The following is a 23,144-nucleotide window of genomic DNA, read 5'->3' as shown; positions in this document are numbered from 1 at the left end:
CAGGTCAAAAATTCAGATATCGGCCAGCAGGGCGTAGGGCAGGGTTTGCAGTTGCAGTGTGGGGCCGTCGGGGCTGGCTAGGGTCAGGGGCTGGCCGTCGCTGGCGCTGGTCTGCATCGACACGATGGCATCAAAACCGTGGCCCAGCGGATGCGCCGCGGCGTTGACGACGATGCCGCACGGCTGCTCGCGGTCGCTGGCGTGGAAGACTTCATCGCCCACGTTGAGCGGCGCGGCGCTGTGGGCCAGATAGGCGCGGCGCTTCAGAATGCCCCGGTACTGGCTGCGTGCCACCACCTCTTGGCCCGGGTAGCAACCTTTCTTGAAGTTGACCCCGCCCACCGATTCGTAGTTGAGCATCTGCGGCACCAGGTGGTCGGCCACGGCGGTGCCCACGCTGCCCACGCCGCTGCGCACGTCCAGCCAGTGCCACCAGTCGGCGGTCAGGGTTGGGCCAGCGGGGGCGGGCAGGTCTTCACCGGGGTCGGTGCAGGCGATGGCCAGTGCGCGGGGCAGCTGTTCGGCGTCCGGCAGGCGTACCCAGTGCCACGGCGCGGCCTCGTGGCGGCTCCAGCTGGCGCTGGTGGACAGATCAGCGGGCACGGCATCGCCCACCGCACCGTACACCACGGTCTGCGCGGTGGCGTCGCTGAGCTTGACCTTGGCGCGCAGCACGAACATCTGCAGCCGCTTGAGTGTGGGAGCCAACACATCCATCGGGCACAGCAGCCAGATGTCGTCCGGCGCGTGTTTCAGGCCGATGAAGCTGGCCTGCATGCGGCCCTTGGCGCTGCAAAAGGCGGCCAGGCGCGCCTCGTCGTCGCCCAGCAGGGCAAAGTCCTGCGTCAGTTGTCCGTGCAGGAAGGTGGCGGCATCGGCGCCCTGGGCGCGGATCACGCCGCAGTGCGTCAGCCGGGCAACACCGTGGGGCAGGGGGGCAGGGGTGGGGGTGTCGGGCGTGGGGGATGTGTGGTCGGGCATGGCAGCTCCATTATGATCGTCGGTTTTATTTTCTCAGAGACGTATAACCGTGTGGCGTGGAGTGATCAAATGGGTGGGCGCGCTGGCGCTGCTGGGTGTGCTGTGCGCGGCTGCAGGGGTGTACTGGTGGCCGCAGCAGCCGCTGGCGCTGGCGTTGCCCGAGCGCCAGGACGTGCTGGAGGTGCAGATCCCGCCCAAAAGCTCGGTGCGTGGCGTGGTGCGTGCGCTGCGCCAGGACGGGGTGCAGGCGCCCGAGACGCTGCTGTACTTCTGGCTGCTGTTCTCGGGCCGGTCGGGATCCATCAAGCCAGGCACCTATGCACTCAAGCCCGGCATCACGCCCCCTGAGCTGCTGGACAAGCTGGCGCGTGGCGACCAGATCCGCTACCGCGTGACGCTGATTGAAGGCTGGAATATCCGACAGGTGCAGCGCGCCCTGCGCCAGGCGCCGCACCTGCGCTTCGATCTGCCCGACGACCCGCAGCAGTGGCTGGCCGCCATCGACCGCCCGGCGGGGCACCCGGAAGGGCGCTTCTTCCCGGACACCTACCTCTACACCCAAGGCGGCAACGCCTCGGCCATACTGCGCCAGGCCGCTGCCGCGATGGACAAGCGCCTGCAAGCCGCATGGGAGCAGCGCCAGCCCGGCCTGCCGCTGCAAACGCCCGAGCAGGCGCTGATCCTGGCCAGCATCATCGAAAAGGAAACCGGCCACCCCGGCGACCGCGCCCAGATTGCGGCCGTGTTCGTCAACCGCCTGCGCATCGGCATGCGCCTGCAGACCGACCCGACTGTCATCTACGGCCTGGGCGCACGCTTCGATGGCAACCTGCGCAAGACGGACTTGCAGACCGACACCCCCTACAACAGCTACACCCGTGCCGGCCTGCCGCCCACGCCCATTGCCATGCCCGGTGCGGCGGCCCTGAAGGCGGCGGTACAACCCGCCCCCGACACCAAGGCGCTGTACTTTGTGGCGCGTGGTGACGGCACCAGCCACTTCAGCGCCACGCTGGAAGAACACAATGCGGCGGTGCAACGCTACATCCTGCGCCGTTGAGGGCGCAGCCTCCTGATTGACCCGACAACCCATGACCACAACAACAGCTGCACCGACCGGAATTTTCATCACTTTTGAAGGCATAGACGGCGCGGGCAAATCCAGCCACATTGGTGCCCTGGCCGACTTGTGGCGCGCCCAAGGCCGCAGCGTCACCCTGACGCGCGAGCCCGGCGGCACCCCGCTGGCCGAGCAACTGCGCACCCTGCTGCTGCACGACGCCATGGACCCCCTCAGCGAGGCCCTGCTGATGTTCGCCGCGCGGCGCGACCACCTGCTGCAAGTCATCGAACCTGCCTTGGCCCGTGGCGACGTGGTGCTGTGCGACCGCTTCACCGACGCCACCTTTGCCTACCAGGGCCATGGCCGTGGCTTTGACCTGGGTACGCTGGCCACACTGGAGCAATGGGTGCAAACCGTGCCCGCCTGCGCCACCGTGCGCCAGCCCGACCTGACGCTGTGGTTTGATGTGCCGCCGGCGGTGGCCGCCGCCCGCCTGGCCGGTGCGCGCGATCCCGACAAGTTCGAGGCCCTGCCGACCGAATTCTTTGCCCGCGTTGCCGCTGGGTACGCAGCCCGCCTGCAAGCCGACCCTGGCCGTTTTGCCCGCATCAACGCCCAACTGCCCCTGCCCGACGTATGGGCTCAAGTGCAACAAGCCTGCCAACGCAGCGGGTGGCTGGCATGACCGACGCACCGCTGGCCCCCTGGCTGCAACGCCAGCTTGCGCAACTGCTGCAACAGCGCGGCCATGCCCTGCTGCTGGCGGGGCCGGCCGGATTGGGCCAATACCCGCTGGCGCTGGCGCTGGCCCGCGCCTGGCTGTGCGAGCAACCCAGCGAACAGGGCGCTTGCGGCCACTGCCCCAGCTGCCACGCCATCGACGTGCGCACCCACCCCGACCTGCATGTGCTTATGCCCGAGGTGCTGGCGCTGGAACTCGGCTGGCCGCTGGACGAGCGCACGCAAGACAAGATCGACAAGAAGGAAATCAAGGCCAGCAAGCAAATCCGCGTCGATGCCACCCGCCAGGCCGTGGCCTTCACCCAGACCACGCGCTCGCGCGGCAACACCAAGGTGGTACTGGTGTACCCGGCGGAGGCCCTCAACCTCGAATCCGCCAACACCCTGCTCAAGACGCTGGAGGAGCCGCCGGGTGAGGTGCGCTTCATCCTCGCCACCGAGGCCACGCACAGCCTGTTGCCCACCATCCGCAGCCGTTGTCTGAGCCACACCCTGCACTGGCCCGACACCGCCGAAGCCTTGCACTGGCTCGCCGCCAGCCAGGCCCCGCAACGCAGCGGCGACATCGCCATCTGGTGGCAGGCCGCTGGCCACCGCCCCGACGCCGCCTGGCAGTGGCTAGAGCTCAACCTGCCCGCGCAGCTTTGGCACCAGCTGCCGCGCGCCCTGGCTGGGGGTGATTTCTCGGCCATGCAGACCTGGGGGCCAGCGCGCCAGATGGACGTGCTGCAAAAACTCTGCCACGACCTGATGTGTGCGCGCGCGGGCGCTGCGCCGCGCTTCTTTGACGCTGCCGACCTGCCCACCGCGCCGCCGTGGCCCGCCTTGCTGGCGTGGGTGCAGTGGCTGCGCCAGGCCGCCAGCACGCTGGAACACCCCTTCAGCGCCGCCCTGATGCAGGAAGCCTGGGCCAGCCGCACCGCCCAGCTCTGGCACACTCCCGGCTGATTCCGCTTCCATCCGCATGGCGATGACCCTGTTGCCCCCCGACCTCAACGGCCCCAGCCTGTCCGCGCCGCCGTCCATGGCGGCCCCAGCGCGCCCCACCGTCATCCAGCTCTCCATCAAGGAAAAAAGCGCGCTCTACGCCGCCTACATCCCGCTGTTTGCCGAAGGCGGCATCTTCGTACCCTCGGCGCGCGATTACCGCCTGGGCATGGACGTGTACGTGCTGCTGACCCTGCCCGACGACCCGCAACGCTACCCCATTGCCGGTAAAGTCGCATGGATCACCCCGGCTGGGGCCACCGGCGCGCGCACCCAGGGCATAGGCGTGCGCTTCCCGTCCGACGACAAGTCGCGCCAGCTCAAGCTGCGCATCGAGGAAACCCTGGGCGCCCACCTCACGTCCGACCGTCCCACCCAAACCGTCTGATACCGTTTTTTGTATGCCATTCATCGATTCCCACTGCCACCTCAACTTCCCCGAGCTGCAATCCCAGCTGCCCGAGATCCTGGCCGCCATGCGCGCCGCCCATGTCGAGCGCGCCCTGTGCATCAGCACCACGCTGGAAGACTTTGAGCAGGTCTATGCCCTGGCCGATCAGCATCCCCACCTGTGGGCCACCGTCGGCGTCCACCCCGACAACGAAGGCGTGCGCGAGCCTACGGTGGACGAACTCATCACCCTGGCGCAACGCCCGCGCATTGTCGGCATCGGCGAAACCGGCCTCGACTACTACCGCCTGGGCGAGCGCACCGTGGCCGACATGGCGTGGCAGCGCGAACGCTTCCGTGTGCATATTGCCGCCGCCCGCGCCACCGACCTGCCACTGGTCATCCACACCCGCAGCGCGTCCGACGATACGCTGGCCATCCTGCGCGAGGCGGGCGGCTTTGGCAGCCAGAGCGGCGGCGCAGGGCAGGGCGCTGTGGCCCGTGGCGTGTTCCACTGCTTCACCGAAAGCGCCGCCGTGGCCCGCGCCGCGCTCGATCTGGGCTTCTACATCTCTTTTTCCGGCATCCTGACCTTCCGCAATGCTGTGGAACTGAAAGAAGTGGCCAAAATGGTGCCGCTGGACCGAATCCTGATCGAAACCGACAGCCCCTACCTGGCCCCTGTGCCGCACCGTGGCAAGACCAACACCCCGGCCTGGGTGCCGCACGTGGCGCAACACCTGGCCGAACTCAAGGGCCTGCCGCTGCAAGAGGTGGCCCACGCCACCTACGCCAACACCCTGCAGCTGTTCAGTGGCATGAACACCCCGCTGGAGCCTGCTGCATGATGGGCACAACGCCTGTGCTGTCGCTCCCAATGGGTGAGCGGGTGCGGTACCGCTGGCGCATTGGCTGTACCAGCGTCTGGCTGGCGCTGGCGCTGGCGGTGGTTGCCATGCCGCCTGCCAACGCCGCACCGCTGGACGACTTCCTGCAAGCCCTGCGGGTGGATCATCTGCCGCAGGTACAGCAACTGGTGCGGCAAGGCTTTTCCGCCAACGCCCACGACGCCCAGCGCAACCCCGTGCTGTGCCTGGCCATCCAGCACGACGCGCTGCACATCGCCACCTGGCTGGTGCGCCAGCCCGGCATCAACCTGGAGCAAGCCAATACCCGTGGCGAAACCCCGTTGATGCTGGCCGCGGTGCGTGGCCACACCGCACTGGTGCAGACCTTGCTGGAGCAGGGCGCCCAGCCCAACCGTCCCGGCTGGACTGCGCTGCACTACGCCGCCTCCCACACCGGCGACGCGGCCCTGGCCATCATCGGCCTACTGCTGGAACATTCCGCCTACATCGACGCCGAATCGCCCAACGGCACCACGCCCCTGATGATGGCGGCGCGCTACGGCTTGTCCGATGCGGTGACGCTGCTGCTGCAAGCGGGCGCCGATCCTCAACTGAAAAACCAGCAAGGCTTGACGGCACTGGACTTTGCCCGCGAAGCAGGGCGCGACCGCGATGTGCAGCAACTGCAACGCGCCATTGTGGCCAGACTGCCCAAGGGCGCTTGGTAAGACACCGTAACCCGCTCAGATACAGGCGGTTTTAGCGTGATACTGCACCCATTCATTTAATTCTACGATGTATATTATGTTGAATTTTTATCCAAGCCCAAAAGGGCATTTCACAATCAGAGAAACCTATCCAACAATTTGCGGCTTTGCTTGTCGAAGTTGTGCAGATCCGTGATCAGGAACTGCACGCCGTGTGAATCCAGTACCAACAAGGTATTGGCATTCAGCCGCTTGATGTCTTCTTCACCTTTCAGGATGAAATGCGCTTGGCCCCGGTTTGTCAACACGTGCCAAGTGCTCGGCGTTGCAAACGAAGATACCCCCAGCAGCTGCTGGATCACCGGCATGAACTCGCGCGCATTCAAGGCCTCTTCAACCAGAAAACGCTCTTCCACCGGCAAGTCAGACAGCTTCGGAATCCAGGCCCGTTCATGGCCATCATCGCTGACCAGCGAAATGCCGCCATCGTCCGGTGCCTGGATGGGAAAAGCTCGTACAGGTATCACATTTTCGTAATGAGAACCATCCTCAGTCCACAAGGCCAGCAAGCCCCGAGGTGTCTTGACGAGACGTTGCACGCTCATGATCTGCTCTCCTCTTCTGCCAACAGATTGTGATCGGTCTCAGCCTGCCGCTGTTGCGCCTGGTACAAGCGCCAGTACGCGCCTTCACGCGCCATCAGCTCGGTGTGGCTGCCCTCTTCCACCTTGTGGCCCTTGTCCATCACCACCAGCCGGTTGGCCTTGCGCAGCGTGGACAAGCGGTGCGCGATCGCAATCGTGGTACGACCCTTGACCAGGTTGTCCAGCGCCTTCTGGATCTCTTTTTCCGTCTCGGTATCCACGCTGGAGGTGGCTTCGTCCAGGATCAGAATGCGCGGGTCGATCAGCAACGCACGCGCAATTGAAATGCGCTGGCGCTCCCCGCCCGACAAGCCCTGCCCGCGCTCGCCCACCAGTGAGTCGTAGCCCTGCGGCAGACGCAGGATGAATTCGTGCGCGTGGGCGGCCCGTGCTGCGGCCACGATTTCCTCGCGCGTGGCGTCGGGCTTGCCGTAGGCAATGTTCTCGGCAATGGTGCCGAAAAACAGGAATGGCTCCTGCAACACCAGGCCGATATGGCGGCGGTAGTCCGACACCGCCATCTGGCGGATGTCCACGCCATCGACCAGGATAGCGCCCTCGGCTATATCGTAGAAACGGCACATCAGGTTGACCAGAGTGCTTTTTCCTGAACCGCTGTGGCCCACCAAGCCCACCATTTCGCCGGGCTGGATGGTCAGGCTCAAGTCCTTGATGACGGCGCGGTTGCCATAGCGGAAGCCCGCGTGGCGGATCTCGATATGGCCGGTGATCTTGGGCACGGGCACCGGATTGGCGGCTTCGGGTACGCTGGACACGTGGTCCAGGATGTCAAAAATGCGCTTTGCGCCCGAAGCGGCTTTTTGCGTCACCGACACAATGCGGCTCATGGAATCGAGTCGGCTGTAGAAGCGCCCGATGTAGGCCAGAAACGCCGTCAGCACACCCACGCTGATGTTGCCCTTGGACACCAGCCAGATGCCAAACGCCCACACCACCAGCAGGCCAATCTCGGTCAGCAGCGACACCGTGGGCGAAAACAGCGACCACAGGCGGTTGAGGCGGTCGTTGACCTCCAGGTTGTGCTGGTTGGCGGCACGGAAACGCTGTGCCTCGCGCGCTTCCTGCGCAAAGGCCTTGACGACGCGGATGCCAGGGATGGTGTCGGCCAGCACGCTGGTGACTTCCGACCACACGCGGTCGATTTTCTCGAAGCCGGTGCGCAGCCGGTCGCGCACCACATGGATCAGCCAGGCAATGAACGGCAGCGGCACCAGCGTGGCAAGCGCCAGCGTGGGGTTGATGGAGAACAGGATCGCCGCCGTCATCGCGATCATGATGACATCGGTGGCAAAGTCCAGCAGATGAAGTGACAGGAACACGTTGATGCGGTCGGTCTCGGAGCCGATGCGCGCCATCAGGTCGCCGGTGCGGCGACCACCAAAGTATTCCAGCGACAGCTTGAGCAGGTGTTCATAGGTGCTGGTGCGCAGGTCGGCGCCAATGCGCTCGGACACCAGCGCCAGCAGGTAGGTCTTGGCCCAACCCAGGCTCCAAGCCACCAGCGCCGAGCCCAGCAGGCCCGCCAGCAGCCAGGCCACCAGGTCGGTGTCGATGGCCTGCCCGTTCTGGTACGGGATCAGCACCTCGTCCATCAACGGCATGGTCAGGTACGGCGGCACCAGTGTGGCGGCGGTCGAGGCCAGCGTCAGCAGAAAACCTGCCAGCAGCTGCCAGCGGTACGGGTGGGCAAAGCGCCACAGGCGCAACAGCGTCCAGGTGGAAGGCGGCCGGTGCACGGTGGCGGCGCAGGTCTCGCACTCGTCGCTGTCGGGATCGAGCGGCGCCTTGCACTGCGGGCACAGCGCCACCGAGGCCAGCTGCAACGGCGCACCGTCGATCAGGTGCTCGCGCCGGTTCTCGAACTGCTCCAGCAGCCGCCCAGCCTGGATGTGCTGGCCCAGCGTGTAACGCCACACGCCCAGGCGTTCCTGGCCTTGCAGCAGCTCCAACGTCCCCACGCCGTTGTGGTCGCTGCTGTGCAGGTGCAGGCCCGGGCCATCGAGCGGCCAGCACTCCGGGCGCGCATTGTGCTCATGCCACGCCCACAGGTGGGTGTCGGTCAGCACCAGCAGGCCGGGCTGGAAATACAGCTCGGCGTTGAGGTCGAGTTCCAGCCACGCCTGCACCTTGCCCCGCACCGAGGTGTTGGCCCAAGCCTTGAGCAAGCTGGTTTGCCAGACCTGGGGAAAGCCATCCGGCCAGATGGCCGTTGTGTGTGTTGACAACATGTTGCAAATATTTTCAGTCGGTGCGAAATGGCAACAAATAACTGGGGGGAAAATCACGCCACCGTTGCAGGTCGCGGTCATTGTACTTTTGAGCCTCACCCCACTTCCGTTCCTCCGTCCATGAGCCACCACGATATCCACATTCTGCGCATGAATTACCTGCGGGGGCCCAATATCTGGACGTACCGCCCGGCGGTGGAGGCACTGATCGACATTGGTGCGCTGGAGGACTGCCCGTCGCACACCCTGCCCGGCTTCAACGAGCGCCTGCTGGCCTGGCTGCCAGGCCTGGTGGAACACCACTGCGGTGTGGGCTACCGGGGCGGCTTTGTGGAGCGGTTGTGCGACGGCACCTGGCCTGGACACATCATGGAACACGTGGCGCTGGAGCTGCAGACCCAGGCGGGCATGCCGCTGGGCTTTGGCAAAGCGCGCTCGACCGAGCAGCGCGGCGTGTACAAGGTGGTGATCCGCACCCAGCAGGAAGAAGTGGGCCGCCAGGCGCTGCACAGCGCGCGCGACTTGGTGATGGCCGCCATCCGCGACGAGGCTTTTGACGTGACGGCCTGCGTGCAGCGGCTCAAGGCGCTGATCGACACCCACGCGCTGGGCCCTAGCACCGCCAGCATCGTGGCCGCCGCCGCACAGCGCCGCGTGCCCGCCATCCGCCTGACCAGCGGCAACCTGGTGCAGCTGGGCTATGGCGCCAAGCAGCGCCGCATCTGGACCGCCGAGACCGACCGCACCAGCGCCATTGCCGAGAGCATCTCGCGCGACAAGGATCTGACCAAGCGCCTGCTGGCCGCCTGCGGCGTACCGGTGCCGGAGGGCCAGGTGGTCACCAGCGCCAGCCAGGCCTGGGAAGTGGCGCAGGAGGTCGGCCTGCCGGTGGCGGTCAAGCCCAGCGACGCCAACCATGGCCGGGGCGTGTCGCTCGACCTCAAGACCCAGGCCGCCGTGGAAGCCGCCTACACCCTGGCCGACAGCGAAGGCTCGGAGGTGATGGTGGAACGCTTCATCCCAGGCCAGGAACACCGCCTGCTGATGGTGGGAGGCAAGCTGGTAGCGGCCGCGCGCGGCGAGCAAGCCTTCATCACCGGCGATGGCGTCCACACCGTGATGGCGCTGATCGAGCGCGACCTCAACACCGACCCGCGCCGGGGCGAGGAAGAGGAATTCCCGCTCGATACCATCCGCCTGCCCGAAAACGCACTGGTGATGCTGGAACTGCAACGCCAGGGTCTGACCCAGGACAGCGTCCCCGATGCCGGGCGCCAGGTGCTGGTGCAGCGCACTGGCGTGATGACGCACGACATCACCGACGAAGTCCACCCCGAGGTGGCTGAAATGGCCGCGCTGGCCACCCGCGTGGTGGGGCTGGACATTGCCGGGGTCGATCTGGTGGCGTGCGACATTTCCAAGCCCCTGCACGCCCAGGGTGGCGCCATTGTAGAAATCAACGCCGGGCCGGGCCTGCTGATGCACCTCAAGCCCGCCGTGGGCCAGCCGCGTCCAGTGGGCGAGGCGATTGTGGAACACCTGCTGGGGCCCAGCGACGATGGCCGCATCCCGGTGGTGGGCATCACCGGTGGCGAGCACACGGCGGCCACCGCCATGCTGCTGGGCTGGCTGCTGCACCGCGCAGGGCGCCACACCGGGGTGGCGTGCCAGAACGGTACCTTCCTGCACATGCAGCGTCTGCCAACCGGCCGCACCTCGGAATGGGAAGCGGGCCAGCGCATGCTGATGAACCGCAGCGTCCACACCGTGGTGCTGGAGAACTCCGCCCGCACCATCCTGGACACCGGCCTGGCCTACGACCGCTGCCGCGTGGGCGTCGTGACCGGCGTGCCAGCGCCAGCCGGCCTGGAGGATCACCACATCCTGACCCAGGAGCAGATGCGCAACGTGCTGCGCACCCAGGTGGATGTGGTGCTGCCCGATGGCTGCGCGGTGCTCAACGCCGACGACCCCATCTGCCTGGGTCTGGCCGAGCTGTGCGATGGCGACGTGATCCACTACAGCCAGCATGACCAGACCACCGGTGTCTGGCACGACAACGGCCAGCGCATGGTCTGCGTCCACCAGCAACAAGTGGTGCTGCGGCAGGAGCAGACCATCACCTCGGTGCTGGACTTGCAACACCCCATGATCAGCAGCCTGCTGCAGCACCACGCACCGCTGCCCGCCGTGCTGGCCGCCGTGGCCGCTGCACTGGCGCTGGACGTTGCGCTGCCGCTGGTGCGCGCCGGCATGGAAACCGCTGCGCTGGTGTTTCCGTCGGTCTGACCCCCGTTTTTTGTTCACCCCTTTATCAAGGCTCCGTCTCATCATGGACGTTTCCCGCATCCGCGCCCTTCGGGGCCCCAACCTGTGGTCGCGCCACACCGCCGTGGAAGCGGTGGTGGTGTGCGCCCCCGCCGAATGTGATTTGCTGGCGCACGACCCCAGCTTCAACGAACGGCTGTACGCGGTGTTCCCTGAGCTGGGCGCCCTGCCCCTGCGGCAAGGCCAGAGCATCCACAGTTTGGCGCACGCGCTGGAGCTGGTGACGCTGGCGTTGCAGATCCAGGCCGGCTGCCTGGTCAGCTTCAGCCGCACCACCGCCGCGCCCGAGAACGGTGTGTTCCAGGTGGTGGTTGAATACTCCGAGGAAGACGTCGGGCGCCTGGCGCTGCAGCTGGCCACCCAATTGTTACAAGCCGTAACTGATGGGGGCAGCTTTGACGTGACCGCCGCCGTGGCCCAGCTGCACGAACTGGACGAAGACGTGCGCCTGGGCCCCTCCACCGGCGCGATCGTGGAAGCCGCCGTGGCGCGCAACATCCCCTACCGGCGCCTGACCCAGGGCAGCCTGGTGCAGTTTGGCTGGGGCAGCAAGCAGCGCCGCATCCAGGCCGCCGAGTGCGACACCACCAGCGCCATTGCCGAAGGCATCGCCCAGGACAAGGAGCTGACCAAGAAACTGCTGCACGCCGCCGGGGTGCCGGTGCCACTGGGCCGCCCGGTACACAGCGCCGACGACGCCTGGGCCGCTGCGCAGGAAATCGGTGGCGCCGTGGTGGTCAAGCCGCGCGACGGAAACCAGGGCAAGGGCGTCACCGTCAACATCCAGACGCAGGAACAGGTGGCGGCCGCCTACCACACCGCGCTGGAGTTCCGCGACGAGGTGATGGTGGAACGCTACCTGCCCGGCACCGACTACCGCCTGCTGGTGGTGGGCCAGCAACTGGTGGCCGCCGCCCGGCGCGACCCGCCGCTGGTGATGGGCGATGGCCAGCACACCGTGGCGGAACTGGTGGCCCAGGTCAACACCGACCCGCGCCGGGGCGATGGCCATGCCACCCCCATGACGCGCATCCGCATCGACGACATTGCGCTGGAACGCCTGCGTGAGCAAGGCCTCATGCCCGACGACGTGCCCGCCAAGGGCCAGCGCGTGGTGCTGCGCAACAACGCCAACCTGTCCACCGGCGGCAGCGCCACCGACGTGACCGACGACGTCCACCCCGACGTGGCGGCGCGCGCCGTGGCCGCCGCGCAAATGGTCGGCCTGGACATCTGCGGCGTGGACGTGGTGTGCGACAACGTGATCCAGTCGCTGGAATCGCAACAAGGTGGCATTGTCGAAGTCAACGCCGCACCGGGCCTGCGCATGCACATCAGCCCGTCGTTCGGCAAGGGCCGCGCGGTGGGCGAGGCCGTGATCCAGCACATGTTCCCGGCGGGCGACGATGGGCGCATCCCCGTCGTGGCAGTCACCGGCACCAACGGCAAGACCACCACCGTGCGCCTGATTGCGCACCTGCTGCGCCAGCAAGGCCTGCGCGTGGGCATGACCAACACCGACGGTGTGTACGTCAATGGCCGCCAGACCGACAGCGGCGACTGCAGCGGCCCGCGCAGCGCGCGCAACGTGCTGCTGCACCCGGACGTGGACGCTGCCGTGTTCGAGACCGCACGCGGCGGCCTGCTGCGCGAAGGCCTGGCCTACGACCGCTGCCAGGTGGCCGTCGTCACCAACGTCGGCAGCGGTGACCACCTGGGCCTGAACTACATCACCACGCTGGAAGACCTGACCGTGCTCAAGCGCGTGGTCGTCACCAACGTCGCGCCCAGCGGCATGGCGGTGCTCAACGCCACCGACCCCGAAGTCGTGAAAATGGCGGCGCACTGCCCCGGGCGCATCACCTACTTTGGCCAGGACGCCTGCCACCCCGTCATCACCACCCACCGTGCGCTAGGCCAGCGCGTGGTGTTCGTGGACAACGGCGACGTGGTGGCCGCTGAAGGTGATATGGAAGTGCGGATTGCGCTCAAGTACATCCCGCTGACGCACAACGGTGCCGTCGGCTTCCAGGTGGACAACGCCATGGCCGCCATTGGCGCGGTGTGGGCACTGGACCTGCCGTGGCACGTCATCCGTGACGGCTTGCAGGCCTTCGTGAGCGACATGCAGGCGGTGCCCGGGCGCTTCAACCTGTTCCAGTACCGGAGCGCGACACTGATCGCCGACTACGGCCACAACCCCGACGCCATCCAGGCCCTGAGCGACGCAGTGCAGCGCATGCCCGCACGCCAGCGCGTGGCCGTCATCAGCGGTGCCGGTGACCGCCGTGACGAGGACATCCGCGAACAGACCCGCATCCTGGGCCAGGTGTTTGACGAAGTGGTGCTGTACCAGGACGCCTGCCAGCGTGGCCGCAGCGACGGCGAAGTGCTGCAACTGCTGCGCGAAGGCCTGCAAGGCGCCCCCAGAATCCAGCGCGTCAGCGAGATCCGGGGCGAGTTTGCCGCCATCGACCACGCGCTGGCGCGCCTGCAACCGGGCGACTTGTGCCTGCTGCTGATCGACCAGGTGGACGAGTCGCTGGCGCACATCCAGGCCCAAGTGGCAGTGGCAGCAAGCGAAGCGGCCAGTACCCCAGCGCCAGCCGCCTGACGGACGTTTTCAAAGGGGGGCGGCTTCAGTCGCCCCAGAACACCAGCGCGTCGCGCCCTTGCACCAGCAGTTGCACCGGCAGGCCCACGGGCAGCACCACCTTGGTCGGCACGTGGCCAAATGGCAAGCCGGTCAGCACTGGAATGTCGAGCTGGCTGCGCAGCCAGTCCACCACCGTGGCCAGCTTGTAGCCCTTGTCGTGCGGCGTGAGCTGGTAGCGGTTGAACTGGCCCAGCACAATTGCCTGCTGCCGCGCCAGCACGCCCGCGTACAGCAACTGGGTCAGCATGCGCTCGATGCGGTAGGGGTGCTCGTTCACGTCCTCCACAAACAGGATGCCACCCTCGATCTGCGGAAAATACGGCGTGCCCAGCAGCGCGCATAGCACCGACAGGTTGCCCCCCCACAGCGTGGCCTGGTCGATGCTCCAGCCCTCCTCCTGCACCAGCTGCGGGTGTGCGCGCAAGTCCGACAGCGGCAGGCGCCAGCCCGTGCCCTCGCCCACGCCTTGCAGCAGGTCGTCCAGGCACGCTTGCATGATCTCGTCGGGTTCTTCATCTGCCGGGCAGGCAAAGTCTTCCAGCAACGCGGGGCCGGCCCAGGTGGCCGTGCCGGTCTGAGCCAGCAGCGCCAGCTGCAGCGCGGTGAAATCGCTCAGGCCAATGAACTGGGTGCCATGCTTGACCGCAGTGTCCAGCGCGGCATAGGGCAGCTGCGGCAGCAGGCGCGTCAGGCCATAGCCGCCCCGGCTGGTCATGGCCAAATCGGCACCGCTGCGGGCTGCGCGCTCGATGGCGGCCAGGCGCGTAGCGTCGTCGCCCGCAAAGCGGGTGTGGCTGGCCAGCGCATCGGGGTCGATTTCCACCTCGTGCCCCAACGCTTGCAGGCGTTTGACGCCGCGCTTGAAGCCCGCCTTGTCGCGCACAGCACCGCTGGGCGAATAAATGTAAATGTGTGCCATGGATGGATTATTGACCAGTGGGCGCATCGGTGCCCCACCCTGCCAGCTGCCAGGCGCGCTGGGCCGCACGGTGCCCGGCGTCGGGGTACGGCAGGTGGTGCCACGCTGGCGGGCAACCCTGCCACAGTTGCCGGGTAGGGATGGCCACCGCCCCGGCGATGCTGTTAGGCAACAGCGCCTGCAAGGTACGCGCCAATTGCCACTGTCCGGGTGCCACCGCCAAGCGCACCGCGCCGGGAGTGTCCAGCCCGAGTTGCTGCAACCACTGCACCAGAATGTGGGCGTGGCGTTCCAGCGTGTGCCAGCGCCATTTCTTGGGCTTGTCGCTCTGGCCAAAGCCGATCAGATCCGGCAGCAGCACCCGGCTACCGGCTTGGGTTTGCTGTTGTGCCCAGACCGCGCATTGTGGCCACCAGCCGTCCGGGCTGTGCAGCGCCAGCCACACCGGCACCGCTGGCGTGCCGACGCCATGATCCCCTTGTGCGCAGGGGGGTATGTCCAGCGTGTGCCAGCGCAAGCCCTCCAGCGCGGGCAAGCTGTGCTGGTACTGGCGGTGCGGCTGCCAATGGGGCCACGCTTCCCACACCGGCGCAAAGCGTGCCTCGGGCGTGCGCAAGGCATCCTGACGCAAGGGCTGGGCCTGCTGCTGCGCCTGCTGGCGTCGTTCCCTGAAAAAACCTTGCAGTACCGCCGTGCATTCATCGGCCAACACCCCGCCCTGCACCGCCGTCTGGTGGTTGAGTTGGGGCAAGGCGAATAGGTCCAGCACCGAACCAGCGGCACCGGTTTTGGGCTCGGTGGCACCAAACACCACCCGCTTCAAGCGCGCGTGCAGCATGGCTTGCGCACACATGGCGCACGGCTCCAGCGTCACGTACAGTTCGCAATCCTCCAGTCGGTAGTTGCCCAGCCGCTGCGCTCCGGCGCGCAAGGCCAGCATCTCGGCGTGGGCAGTGGGGTCGTGGCTGGCAATGGGCTGGTTGTGGCCCAGCGCCAGCGCCTCGCCACCCCGCACCAGCACCGCGCCCACGGGCACCTCACCGCGTTGCTGCGCCTGGCGCGCCTGTTCCAGCGCCAGCCGCATCCAGACATCGTCTGGGCTCAAATCATTCCCACTCGATCGTCGCTGGCGGCTTGGAGCTCACATCGTAGGTCACGCGGTTGATGCCACGCACCTCGTTGATGATGCGGCCCGACACACGCTTGAGCAGGCTGTACGGCAGCTCGGCCCAGTCGGCGGTCATGAAGTCGCTGGTGCAGACCGCGCGCAGTGCCACCACATAATCGTAGGTACGGCCATCGCCCATCACGCCCACGCTCTTGACCGGCAGGAACACCGTGAAGGCCTGGCTGGTCAGGTCGTACCAGCTCTTGCCGCTGACCGGGTCGATGGTGGAGCGCAGCTCCTCGATGAAGATCGCGTCGGCACGCTGCAGCAGCTTGGCGTACTCGGGCTTGACCTCGCCCAAAATGCGCACGCCCAGGCCCGGACCCGGGAAGGGATGGCGGTACACCATGTCGTGCGGCAGGCCCAGCGCAACGCCCAGCTCGCGCACCTCGTCCTTGAACAGGTCGCGCAGCGGCTCCAGCAGCTTGAGGCCGAGCTGTTCGGGCAGACCGCCGACGTTGTGGTGGCTCTTGATGGTGACGGCCTTCTTGCTCTTGGCGCCGCCCGACTCGATCACATCCGGGTAGATTGTGCCCTGGGCCAGGAAGGTGGCACCCTTGGCGCCATTGCCGGCGGCCTTGAGCTTGGCGGCCTCGGCCTTGAAGACATCAACGAACAGGCCGCCGATGATCTTGCGCTTCTTCTCCGGGTCGGTGACGCCGGCCAGCTGACCGAGGAACAGCTCGCTGGCGTCGACGCGGATCACCTTGGCGTTGAGCTTGCCCGCGAACATGTCCATCACCATGTCGCCTTCGTTGAGGCGCAGCAGGCCATGGTCCACAAACACGCAGGTCAGCTGCTCGCCAATGGCGCGGTGGATCAGCGCCGCAGCCACCGACGAATCCACACCGCCGGACAAACCGAGGATCACTTCCTCCTCGCCCACCTGCTCGCGGATCTTGGCCACGGCCTCTTCGATGTGGTCGCGCATCACCCAGTCGGCGCGCGTGCCGCAGATGTCCAGCACAAAGCGTTCCAGCAGCTCGCGGCCCTTGACGGTGTGCGTGACTTCGGGGTGGAACTGCACCGCGTAGAACTTGCGCGCTTCGTCGGCCATGCCCGCAATCGGGCAGCTGGGGGTGGAGGCCATCACTTCAAAGCCCGGCGGCAGTGCGGTCACTTTGTCGCCGTGGCTCATCCACACCTTGAGCATGTTGTCGCCTTCGGGCGTGTGGAAGTCCACAATGCCATCCAGCAAGCCGCTCTGGCCGTGGGCACGCACTTCGGCGTAACCGAACTCGCGCGTGTGCGAGCCTTCCACCTTGCCGCCCAGCTGCGTGGCCATGGTCTGCATGCCGTAACAGATGCCCAGCACTGGCACGCCCAGCTCGAACACGGCATCGGGCGCACGGTCGTCCACCTCGTACACACTGGCGTGGCTGCCCGACAAAATCACGCCCTTGAGCTGGCCATCGGCAGCGTAGTCGCGCACCCAGTCGCTGGTCACGTCGCACGGATGCACTTCGCAGTACACATGGGCTTCGCGCACACGGCGTGCAATCAGTTGCGTGACCTGGGAGCCGAAATCGAGGATGAGGATTTTCTGGTGGTTCATGGGTGTGTTGCGAGCAGTTAAAGGTAGTTCTGGAGGATGGCCTGTTTCTGGGCCGGTGCGGCGTCGATGATAGTCTGGGCCGCTGCGATGGCGGCTTCGGCCTGGGTGGCCACGGTGTCAAGATTTTGCTGCAAATCCAGATCGGGGATCAGCAGTTTCAGGCTCCTGATGGCTTCGGTCTTGGCGCGGTTGCTGCGGCTGAACCGTACCCGACGGCCTTCCTGCTCCAGCGCCATGGCCAGGTAGCGCGGGTGAATATCGGCCCCGGCTTTGACGCGCACCACGCCACAGTGGTCGGTGGGGTAAAACGGTGCGTTGGCCGGGATCAGGTTGACCATCCAGTCGCCATCAATGCCCCACAGCACCGACGCACGGGAAAAGTCTTCGATCAAGCGGTTGTGGGTGTAACCAAACGGGCTAAGCACGTTGGCGCTGTACACCGGCGTGGCCGAGGTGTCGCTGGTGATCTGGCTTTTGAGGACACGCTTGCCAATGAAAATGTCGAACAGCTCCACATTGGCTAGCCGCACTTCGCGGTGCGCGGCCTGTGCCGCTGTGGCGAATGCGTCGGCAATGGCCTGTTGGGCGTTCTGGATGTCGGTCTGGGCCTGTTCGACCGCCTTGTCCACGGCCTCGCATTCAGCGACGATTTGTTGCTGAATGTTCAGTGGAGGAACGGGAATTCTAAAATTCCGAATTTTTTCTTGAGATAAATTTAATCGAGCAATACCTGATCTTAGTCCAAGAAGTTGGTCTAGTTGAGTTGATAAAAAATTAAACAGATATACTGAGTAAACCTTTTCGTTCGGAAAAATTCCGCAAACAGCTTGATTGGTTGATGCCTCGATGCCAAGAATTCCAACCTGACCTGCTGTGGCACCATACATGGCAACCAAAACAGTGTTTTTTGGAAATATTTTTGCAGATGAATTTTTAAGCCCAAGTTCTGTAATGTGGTTTTCCGTGCTAATAATTAAACCTGATCGAACTTCTCCACTGTTGACCCAAGGAATCTTTCCATCTTTGTAGAATTGACTCTCTGTAGATAGTGGAGTTCCACCGGAAGCAGTTTCAAAAATATCTCCTATCTTGATCAGCGGCCATTGAGTTTCAACAGAAATAGATGAATTTTTTGAACTCAAAGAGATGGCTGCATCAAACTCCACCCGCCCAAATTCCAGCAAATCCACCAGCCGCGTCTGTGTGACATAGGCTTGCAGGCTGTCGGGCACCACCACCGGCTGGCCGTCAAAATTCTGCCGCACCAGGTAGCTGAGTTTTTCGGTGTTGTCGCGGCTCTGGGGGTCAAACAGCGGGGTCACAATGTTGTGCACCGAATCGCCGCCCGCGTAACGTATGCCTTCCTGCCCCTTGGCCCCACTCCATTCGTAGCCCAGAAACTGCTGCTGTTCCTTGTTGTCGCTCGGCCCCTTGATCAGCAGCACCGGCGTGGGGTTGCGGTGCGCCAGCAGGTAGTAGTACAGCTTGGTCTGTTCCTGCTGGCGGCAATAGGCCACGAACCGCGTGTGCAATTCGGCCTCTTGTTCCGGCGCGGGCTTTTTGCCAAAGTCCTTGCTGGCGCGCAGTTTCTTGGTGTGGTTGCTCTCGTCAAAGGCGCGCCGGTAGTCCTTGAAAGGTTCGGTGTCCAGCAAGGCCACCTCGGGGGCGTTGCGCAGCAGGCCTTGGTAGGCTTCAAACTCCAGCCCCACGTGGGCGCAGTAGTGGCGCACGTCGTTCAAGTCCAGGTATTCGCCGCTGTGTTCTTGCGCCAGCTCCCTGGCCCAGTCGTCAAAAAAGTCCAGGCTGCGGTTGCTGAAGTGCAGCGCCGGTTCCGGGCGTTGCGGCTTGCGGCGCAGGAACAGCACCACCGTGTTGGTGCCGGTCTTGCCAAACGTGCTGCCGCCCAGCTCGGTGATGGCCACAAAATCAAAATACTGGAGCAGGATCTGGCGCGTGGCCACGTGCATGCCGTCGGTGTTGCTCAAGATGGAGCTGGGCACAATCACGCCCACCACCCCGCTGGGCTTGAGCAACTGCTGCGCGCGTTCCAGAAAGAAGCACTGCACGTTCTTGTTGCCCAGGTCGTTCACGCTGTCCAGCAGCGTGTAGCGTTGGCGTTCCTGTTCCGGCACGGTTTGCAGAAAATCTTCCACCGCAAACGGCGGGTTGGCCACCAGCACATCGTGGCCTTCCTCGGCAATGTCGGGGTGTTGCACCAGCGCGTCGGCGTCCAGAATGTGAACGTCGTTGAAGCCGTACATGAACGCCGAGACCTTGGCCACCTTGGCCAGTCGGTCTTCTTTTTCAATGCCGTAGATCTGGCTGAACCAGGGCCGGGCATCGTCTTGTTGCTTGACGCTGTGCAGCAATGCGGGCAACTGGGCCGCGTATTCGGTCAAAAAATGCCCGGAACCACAGGCGTAGTCGATCGCGCGCAAGGGTTCGTGGCTGTCGGCGATGAGCCGTTCCAGCGGCAAGGCCGACACAATGAACTTGCAAATCGGCACCGGGGTAAAAAACTGACCTTCGCTTTGCTTGATGCCGTTGTCGAGGAAATACTCGAACATGTCGCCCAGAAACTGGTTCTGGCTGCTGCCCGTCAGGCGCAAGCCTTGCCACATCTGGATGATTTCGATCAGGATCTTGGCGTTCTTGTCAAAATAGGTCTGGTTGAAGACCTTGATGAATTCAAAATCCAGCCCCTTGAAAAACTTGAGTTGCCGGAACAGGCGCCGGATTTCTTCCCGGACGGCGCTGCGCTGGTTCTTGACCGGCCAGAAGGCGTTTTCGATGTCGTCGTTGCTGACATAGACAATGTCCTGCCCCAGAAAACGGCTCATGCCCGTCTTGTAGAGCGACTGCAAGCGATCGACCAGATCGAAATAGTTGTCGTAGGCAATGCCTTTCCAGTAGAACTTGAGGTCGTTCGGGTTTTCGGTTTCATCGACAATTTTGCAGACGAACAAATTGACGAGAACCTCAAAGGCGTTCTCGCGCCGCGAGACGTTGTGCTTGCGCAGGACGGTACGGAAGCGGTGGTAGGCGCCCTTGATATCGATGGCTTTGAGCGGTTTGGTGTCGTTGGCCAGCGTGTACTTGTTCTTGCCAATCTGGTAAGGCAGGATGTTGCCTTCAAAAATACCGGTTTGGGTCGATTCTTGGGCGTAGGTCTCTTTCCAAACCTTGAAACGTTCTCGGGCATTGCTGGCGGCAGCAAACGACAATGCACCAGGGTTGTCTTGCAAAATTTGCGGGTTGTCCTTGACCGATACTATCTCCTGGAAGGTGTGCAGTGTTCCAGCTTTGGCATCCCATTCGCTGGCGTACAGGCAGATGAACTGGGTGGCTTTTTCCTGCTCCACGTAGCTGAACAGTTGTGCGCCGTCGGCCAGGGTGTCTTTCCAGGCCTTGTTAAATTCGCGGCCTGTGGTCTTGCACTCGATGATGAGCAGCGCCGCGCCTTGCTGGTCACGCACCAGAATATCGGCCCGTCCGCTTTTGCTGCCGTGCCCCAGCGACCATTCAGGTTCGAGCTCAATGTGCTCGGGTTTGTAGCCTTTGTCCAACAGGCGGTACACACACTCGAACACCACCGCGTTTTCAGCGGCGGCAAAATTGCAGGTCTGGCGCTGGTGGACGTTCAGGCCCTGCGCCTCGGCGTAAATGATTTCTTCCTTGCCAAAATCAACCGCCAGCGCCAGCGCGCCGTCTGGCCCCAGCCGCTTGCGCCACAGCGTGGTCACGGAGCTGTGATCCTGCTCAAAGCCCAAGTGAACCAGCAATGTGCGAAAGTTTTGAGAGTCGATCATAAAAACGAGGAAACCTCCGCCGATGACATCAGACGGAGGTTTTTTTAGGCCAAAAAGGTTGACGCGGAATCAGTCGGCGCGGTAGTTTGGTGCTTCCTTGGTGATCTGCACGTCGTGCACATGGCTTTCGCGGATGCCGGCCGAGGTGATCTCGACAAACTCGGCCTTGTCGTGCATCTCGGCAATGGTGGCACAGCCGCAGTAGCCCATGGAGGCACGGATGCCGCCGGCCATCTGGAAGATGATCGACACCACCGAACCCTTGTAAGGCACGCGGCCTTCAATGCCTTCGGGCACCAGCTTGTCGGCATTGGGGTTGCCGGTGCTGGATTCCTGGAAGTAGCGGTCGGCGCTGCCCTGCTGCATGGCACCGATCGAGCCCATGCCACGGTAGCTCTTGTAGCTGCGGCCCTGGAACAGCACGATCTCGCCCGGCGCCTCTTCGGTGCCAGCGAACATGCCGCCCATCATCACCGTGCTGGCGCCTGCGGCCAGGGCCTTGGCAATGTCGCCCGAATAGCGGATGCCGCCGTCGCCAATCAGCGGCACGCCGGTGCCCTTGAGCGCGGTGGCCACGCTGTCGATGGCCATGATCTGCGGCACGCCGACACCGGCAACGATGCGGGTGGTGCAGATGGAACCCGGGCCAATGCCGACCTTGACGCCATCGGCGCCGGCCTCGACCAGCGCCAGCGCCGCCGAGCCGGTGGCGATGTTGCCGCCAATCACCTGCACCTGCGGGTAGTTCTGCTTGACCCAGCGCACGCGGTCGATCACGCCCTTGCTGTGGCCGTGGGCGGTGTCCACCACAATTGCGTCCACACCGGCCTTGACCAGCAGTTCCACGCGTTCCTCGGTACCGGCGCCCACGCCCACCGCTGCGCCCACGCGCAGGCGGCCCGAGCTGTCGCGCGCGGCGTTGGGAAAGTTGAGCTGCTTGGTGATGTCCTTGACCGTGATCAGGCCCTTGAGCTCGAAGCTCTCGTTGACCACCAGCAGGCGCTCGAGCTTGTGCTTGTTGAGCAGCGCCTTGGCCGCCTCGGGCGTGGTGCCATCGGGCACCGTGACCAGGCGGTGCTGCGGCGTCATGATCTCGCGCACCGGCAGGTCGTAGCGGGTCTCGAAGCGCAGGTCGCGCCCGGTGACGATGCCGACCACCTTGCCGCCCTCCACCACCGGGAAGCCGGAGACGCCCAGCTCCTCGGACAGCTGCATCACCTGGTAGATGCTGGTCTCGGGGGTGATGACGACGGGGTCGCGCAGCAGGCCTGACTCGTAGCGCTTGACCTTGGCCACCTGGGCGGCCTGTTCTTGCGCGGTCAGGTTCTTGTGCACGATGCCAATGCCGCCCTCTTGCGCGATGGCAATGGCCAGACGCGCCTCGGTGACGGTGTCCATGGCGGCGGACACGAGTGGCAGGTTCAGGGTGATGTCGCGCGTGAACTGGGTCGCGAGGGAAGTGTCCTTGGGCAGGACCTGGGAGTACGCTGGCACCAGCAACACGTCGTCGAAGGTGAGCGCTTTACCGATTAGGCGCATGTGTGGGCTCCAAAAACAGTATTGTAATGGGTAGGGACAGTTGACATCCTCCCCGCCCTAAAGGACGGGGATTCCTGCTGCCAGACGGCGATGCCCCGCCGCGAGAATGTTTTTGGCCGCGTTCACGTCGCGGTCGTGTACCGCTCCGCATTCGCTGCACGTCCATTCCCTTATTCGCAAACCCGCCCTACCTTTCGGACTGCTGGCGGGGATAGCCCCGCAGCACGAGCAAGTCTGGGTTGAATACGCTTCGTTCACGACCTCGAACACCACACCGGCCTGATGGCTCTTTTGTTCCAACATGGTTTTCAGCATGGCCCAGCCCGCGTCCAACGTGCTTTTGGCCATGGTGGTCTTGACCAGCTTGGCGCTGGCCACGTCGCCCACGAAGATGGCGGCGTTTTGTCGCACCATCTCGGTGCTGAATTTGTGCAGCGCGTCTTTACGCTGATTTTTGATCTTGGCGTGGATCGCCTTGACCCGTTTTTTCTTTCGGGCGCGCTGCGCTTTGGCCAGTTCCAGCTCATGGTTGCGGTACCAGCGCCCTTCCAGCTTGTCGC

At 64.6% G+C, this 23,144-nt stretch carries 17 protein-coding genes; 8 read left to right on the top strand and 9 right to left on the bottom strand.

Translation table 11 applies throughout. From position 1 onward, the window contains the following. Nucleotides 1-12: 12 nt before the first annotated feature. The gene (gene ygfZ / locus CON76_RS04385) at nt 13-981 is read right to left on the bottom strand and encodes a CAF17-like 4Fe-4S cluster assembly/insertion protein YgfZ (protein ID WP_101102142.1); all 969 of its coding nucleotides are present in this window, start codon (nt 979-981) and stop codon (nt 13-15) included. Between the two features lie 49 nt (nt 982-1,030). Between ygfZ and mltG the strand changes: the two genes are divergently transcribed. The 6 genes from mltG (at nt 1,031) to CON76_RS04355 (ending at nt 5,738) form a co-directional block, all read left to right on the top strand. After that, the gene (mltG, locus tag CON76_RS04380; protein ID WP_420812905.1) at nt 1,031-2,041 is read left to right on the top strand and encodes an endolytic transglycosylase MltG; all 1,011 of its coding nucleotides are present in this window, start codon (nt 1,031-1,033) and stop codon (nt 2,039-2,041) included. 31 nt (nt 2,042-2,072) lie between these two features. After that, nucleotides 2,073-2,729: a dTMP kinase gene (gene tmk, locus CON76_RS04375; RefSeq protein ID WP_101102140.1), complete on the top strand. Its 657-nt coding sequence runs from the start codon at nt 2,073-2,075 to the stop codon at nt 2,727-2,729. Then, a complete protein-coding gene (locus tag CON76_RS04370) occupies nt 2,726-3,733 on the top strand; it encodes a DNA polymerase III subunit delta' (protein WP_101102139.1) in 1,008 nt (335 codons plus the stop codon). Before tmk ends, CON76_RS04370 begins: the two co-directional genes overlap by 4 nt. Nucleotides 3,734-3,809: 76 nt before the next feature. Next, nucleotides 3,810-4,160: a PilZ domain-containing protein gene (locus tag CON76_RS04365; RefSeq protein WP_101102158.1), complete on the top strand. Its 351-nt coding sequence runs from the start codon at nt 3,810-3,812 to the stop codon at nt 4,158-4,160. A 13-nt stretch (nt 4,161-4,173) separates the two neighbouring features. Further along, on the top strand, nt 4,174-5,010 hold the full coding sequence (locus CON76_RS04360; RefSeq protein WP_101102138.1) for a TatD family hydrolase: 837 nt from the start codon (nt 4,174-4,176) through the stop codon (nt 5,008-5,010). Then, nucleotides 5,007-5,738 carry an ankyrin repeat domain-containing protein gene (locus CON76_RS04355; RefSeq protein WP_101102137.1) on the top strand — a complete coding sequence of 244 codons (732 nt, stop codon included), beginning with the start codon at nt 5,007-5,009 and terminating at the stop codon, nt 5,736-5,738. Before CON76_RS04360 ends, CON76_RS04355 begins: the two co-directional genes overlap by 4 nt. 116 nt (nt 5,739-5,854) lie before the next feature. Here the strand turns inward: CON76_RS04355 and CON76_RS04350 are convergent, their stop codons facing one another. Together CON76_RS04350 and CON76_RS04345 are read right to left on the bottom strand one after the other, a co-directional pair. Continuing rightward, the gene (locus CON76_RS04350; protein WP_101102136.1) at nt 5,855-6,322 is read right to left on the bottom strand and encodes a cyanophycin metabolism-associated DUF1854 family protein; all 468 of its coding nucleotides are present in this window, start codon (nt 6,320-6,322) and stop codon (nt 5,855-5,857) included. Beyond that, nucleotides 6,319-8,610 (bottom strand): cyanophycin metabolism-associated ABC transporter, encoded by a 2,292-nt coding sequence (locus tag CON76_RS04345; RefSeq protein WP_101102135.1) that lies wholly within the window; start codon nt 8,608-8,610, stop codon nt 6,319-6,321. Before CON76_RS04345 ends, CON76_RS04350 begins: the two co-directional genes overlap by 4 nt. Before the next feature lie 120 nt (nt 8,611-8,730). Between CON76_RS04345 and CON76_RS04340 the strand changes: the two genes are divergently transcribed. Together CON76_RS04340 and cphA are read left to right on the top strand one after the other, a co-directional pair. After that, nucleotides 8,731-10,899 carry a cyanophycin synthetase gene (locus tag CON76_RS04340; RefSeq protein WP_101102134.1) on the top strand — a complete coding sequence of 723 codons (2,169 nt, stop codon included), beginning with the start codon at nt 8,731-8,733 and terminating at the stop codon, nt 10,897-10,899. Between the two features lie 43 nt (nt 10,900-10,942). After that, nucleotides 10,943-13,552 carry a cyanophycin synthetase gene (gene cphA / locus CON76_RS04335; RefSeq protein WP_101102133.1) on the top strand — a complete coding sequence of 870 codons (2,610 nt, stop codon included), beginning with the start codon at nt 10,943-10,945 and terminating at the stop codon, nt 13,550-13,552. A 25-nt stretch (nt 13,553-13,577) separates the two neighbouring features. On the opposite strand, the gene CON76_RS04330 is transcribed toward cphA, so the two are convergent. The 6 genes from CON76_RS04330 to CON76_RS04305 all read right to left on the bottom strand — a co-directional run. Beyond that, nucleotides 13,578-14,513 (bottom strand): LD-carboxypeptidase, encoded by a 936-nt coding sequence (locus tag CON76_RS04330; RefSeq protein WP_101102132.1) that lies wholly within the window; start codon nt 14,511-14,513, stop codon nt 13,578-13,580. A 7-nt stretch (nt 14,514-14,520) separates the two neighbouring features. Next, nucleotides 14,521-15,618 carry a tRNA adenosine(34) deaminase TadA gene (gene tadA, locus CON76_RS04325; protein ID WP_240592764.1) on the bottom strand — a complete coding sequence of 366 codons (1,098 nt, stop codon included), beginning with the start codon at nt 15,616-15,618 and terminating at the stop codon, nt 14,521-14,523. 1 nt (nt 15,619) lies between these two features. Further along, nucleotides 15,620-17,236 (bottom strand): glutamine-hydrolyzing GMP synthase, encoded by a 1,617-nt coding sequence (gene guaA, locus CON76_RS04320; protein WP_101102130.1) that lies wholly within the window; start codon nt 17,234-17,236, stop codon nt 15,620-15,622. 17 nt (nt 17,237-17,253) lie between these two features. After that, a complete protein-coding gene (locus CON76_RS04315; protein ID WP_101102129.1) occupies nt 17,254-21,045 on the bottom strand; it encodes a restriction endonuclease subunit S in 3,792 nt (1,263 codons plus the stop codon). 69 nt (nt 21,046-21,114) lie between these two features. Continuing rightward, nucleotides 21,115-22,584 (bottom strand): IMP dehydrogenase, encoded by a 1,470-nt coding sequence (guaB, locus tag CON76_RS04310; RefSeq protein WP_101102128.1) that lies wholly within the window; start codon nt 22,582-22,584, stop codon nt 21,115-21,117. Between the two features lie 57 nt (nt 22,585-22,641). Further along, nucleotides 22,642-23,144: RNA-guided endonuclease InsQ/TnpB family protein (locus CON76_RS04305; protein ID WP_145995328.1), on the bottom strand; the 503-nt coding region annotated here is incomplete at its 5' end.

It is taken from the genome of Macromonas bipunctata (genome assembly GCF_002837135.1).
GTDB classification, from domain to species: Bacteria; Pseudomonadota; Gammaproteobacteria; order Burkholderiales; family Burkholderiaceae_C; genus Macromonas_A; species Macromonas_A bipunctata.
This window is presented reverse-complemented; position numbering and strand designations above follow the sequence as displayed.

Coding starts and splice junctions, on each gene's coding strand:
- cphA (WP_101102133.1), top strand. CDS start 10,943: ATGGACGTTTCCCGCATCCGCGCCCTTCGGGGCCCCAACCTGTGGTCG.
- CON76_RS04350 (WP_101102136.1), bottom strand. CDS start 6,322: ATGAGCGTGCAACGTCTCGTCAAGACACCTCGGGGCTTGCTGGCCTTG.
- CON76_RS04340 (WP_101102134.1), top strand. CDS start 8,731: ATGAGCCACCACGATATCCACATTCTGCGCATGAATTACCTGCGGGGG.
- CON76_RS04330 (WP_101102132.1), bottom strand. CDS start 14,513: ATGGCACACATTTACATTTATTCGCCCAGCGGTGCTGTGCGCGACAAG.
- CON76_RS04365 (WP_101102158.1), top strand. CDS start 3,810: ATGGCGGCCCCAGCGCGCCCCACCGTCATCCAGCTCTCCATCAAGGAA.
- tmk (WP_101102140.1), top strand. CDS start 2,073: ATGACCACAACAACAGCTGCACCGACCGGAATTTTCATCACTTTTGAA.
- ygfZ (WP_101102142.1), bottom strand. CDS start 981: ATGCCCGACCACACATCCCCCACGCCCGACACCCCCACCCCTGCCCCC.
- CON76_RS04370 (WP_101102139.1), top strand. CDS start 2,726: ATGACCGACGCACCGCTGGCCCCCTGGCTGCAACGCCAGCTTGCGCAA.
- guaB (WP_101102128.1), bottom strand. CDS start 22,584: ATGCGCCTAATCGGTAAAGCGCTCACCTTCGACGACGTGTTGCTGGTG.
- CON76_RS04360 (WP_101102138.1), top strand. CDS start 4,174: ATGCCATTCATCGATTCCCACTGCCACCTCAACTTCCCCGAGCTGCAA.
- CON76_RS04345 (WP_101102135.1), bottom strand. CDS start 8,610: ATGTTGTCAACACACACAACGGCCATCTGGCCGGATGGCTTTCCCCAG.
- CON76_RS04315 (WP_101102129.1), bottom strand. CDS start 21,045: ATGATCGACTCTCAAAACTTTCGCACATTGCTGGTTCACTTGGGCTTT.
- guaA (WP_101102130.1), bottom strand. CDS start 17,236: ATGAACCACCAGAAAATCCTCATCCTCGATTTCGGCTCCCAGGTCACG.
- CON76_RS04355 (WP_101102137.1), top strand. CDS start 5,007: ATGATGGGCACAACGCCTGTGCTGTCGCTCCCAATGGGTGAGCGGGTG.